Consider the following 1,924-nt stretch of genomic DNA (forward strand, 5'->3'; position numbering starts at 1 on the left):
CCGCCGGTTCGGCGGCGACCATGGCGTTGACTACCCCGCAAGTCGCGGTCCAGGCGCCGGGCACTCGCACCGGTCCGCACCCGAGGGCTTGGCCTCGTCCAGCACACCACCAACAGAGCGTGTCTGCGAAGAGTGGGCCAGATCCAACCCAGCCAGTTGGGGACGCGACAGGAGGCCTTGTCGGCAAGGACTCGGTGGCGAACTGGATCGACCCGTCATCGTGGACCGCCATGCTGAACCCTGCCATCCAGGCAGGGAAAGGTTTGGCCACGACCCGTTCTACGGCTTCGAACTAGTGGCCGACCGCAGAAACAGGGCTAGCGGTTGGATACCGTCCGCTCGGCAGGGAGGTCCGGCGGTAGCAGGAGCTCAAGCTGCTGCTGGAGCTGCTGGACCTTCGCCGTCCAGTCGGGCGACTCCTTGCGAGCCGCGGCATAGTCGGCGATAGCTCGACGAATGACCTCGCCCATTGTGATCCCGTCGACTCGGGCAACGGACACAACCGCGTCGAAAGTCGCTTCGGGGAGACGCACCGAAACATTCCGGACTGCGCGACCGTCCAAATCGGACATTCTGATAGCCTCCGTCTTGCTTCAGGGACCCAGCCTCGGGGAGGACGCGCCTAAGTGGCGCCCGGCGCTGCGTCGGACGTCACTACTGTAGCACCTGGGCACCGGACAACAAGCTGTGACGACTGGAGGGCCGCTGTGGGCGAGTTCGAGTTGTCCAGGACCTGGTCCGCCCGACTGGCGGCGTCGATCGCCGAGACCTGGTTCGAGGCACGACGCGAGATCCTGTTGGCCAGCCGCATGGAGATGGACGACAACGTCTGGATGACCAGCAGTCCCGACCACATGGGTGATCCGGCCAAGAAGGTCGATCAGCTCCTGCACCAGCATGCGGCGGATCGCCTACGTAGCCTCGTCCCTGGCATCCAGGTCTTCGGTGAGGAAGCAGAGCTGACCAACCTCCTTCTCCGCACGAAGGACTTCCGCTACATCGGGTACCTCGATGCCATCGATGGATCCGCACAGGCATGGAGTCTCCCGGGTGCTTGGGGCCACGTGATGCTGGTCCAGGAGTTCGTCGGGCTCGCGGCTGACGGCGGGCCCGACTGTCAGATGCGGTTCCTCGGAGTCCTCGACGCCGAGGGTGGGACGACGTTCGCGGAGTCTGCCCTCCCCTATGTGTCCGTCGACATCATCGATCGCTCCGAGGGCGACGCGTACAGCGACGACTTGGAGCTGTCGTACTCCGAAGAGGGAGAGAAGTTTGAAGTGACCAGCACGCCGGTCGTGCTTGCCGGCGGGTACAAGCCGACCTGGTGGCAAGCGTTCTCGACGCTTCGCGAGCGGGTGGCCGCCAGATGGCCGGACGTCAAGGTCCCCGTCTTCAACACAGCGGGCGCACCTGTGACGAGAAAGGTGATTCAGAACGCCGACAACGTTGCCGTTCAACTCGCTGCCTCGAGCCTCTGGGACGGCGCGACAGCAGCTCTCGTCAGCCGCGCAGGTGGATACGTATTCGAGATCGGAGAGACTGAGCCGAAAGCCCACGACGTCGTGTGGAGCTGGTGGTCTCAGTTCGGGTACGAGCGGGACCCTCGGCCCGAAGTTGTGGGCCGCTGGCGCCCAGCGACCCACATCCCCGCGTTCGTCGCAGGCATGGACCTTGCCCGAACCCGGGCAGTGGCAGAGGAGTGCGTCGACCTTCCGTCCTGCACCTAGGGCTGTCTCCCAACCGTCGCCAGGTGTGGTGCGGGGTGTTCGAACCTCTACCGAACCCGGGGCGGTTCACTCCGGGATCCGGGGGCAACCCCACTCGATCCTCTGGGGATGAGCCGCCGTCTTCGATCACGACGCGGGCACGCCGCGGTCATCGCTCGAGTGGATCGCCCGTGCTCGTCGCACCCCGGAGTGCGCCC

The 1,924-nt window shown here is 65.4% G+C and carries 2 protein-coding genes; one reads left to right on the top strand and one right to left on the bottom strand.

Annotated elements, in window-relative coordinates:
* Positions 1 to 317 precede the first annotated feature (317 nt).
* On the bottom strand, positions 318 to 572 hold the full coding sequence (locus M0R80_31930; GenBank protein ID MCK9464251.1) for a ribbon-helix-helix protein, CopG family: 255 nt from the start codon (positions 570 to 572) through the stop codon (positions 318 to 320).
* A 135-nt stretch (positions 573 to 707) separates the two neighbouring features.
* Between M0R80_31930 and M0R80_31935 the strand changes: the two genes are divergently transcribed.
* Positions 708 to 1,727, top strand: a complete 1,020-nt coding sequence (locus M0R80_31935) for a hypothetical protein (GenBank protein MCK9464252.1) — start codon at positions 708 to 710, stop codon at positions 1,725 to 1,727.
* Positions 1,728 to 1,924 lie beyond the last annotated feature (197 nt).

This window comes from Pseudomonadota bacterium (assembly GCA_023229365.1).
Lineage (GTDB): Bacteria > Myxococcota_A > Polyangia > JAAYKL01 > JAAYKL01 > JALNZK01.

Excerpts from the sequence above, each read along its gene's own strand:
- M0R80_31930 (MCK9464251.1), bottom strand. The coding sequence starts at position 572 with ATGTCCGATTTGGACGGTCGCGCAGTCCGGAATGTTTCGGTGCGTCTC.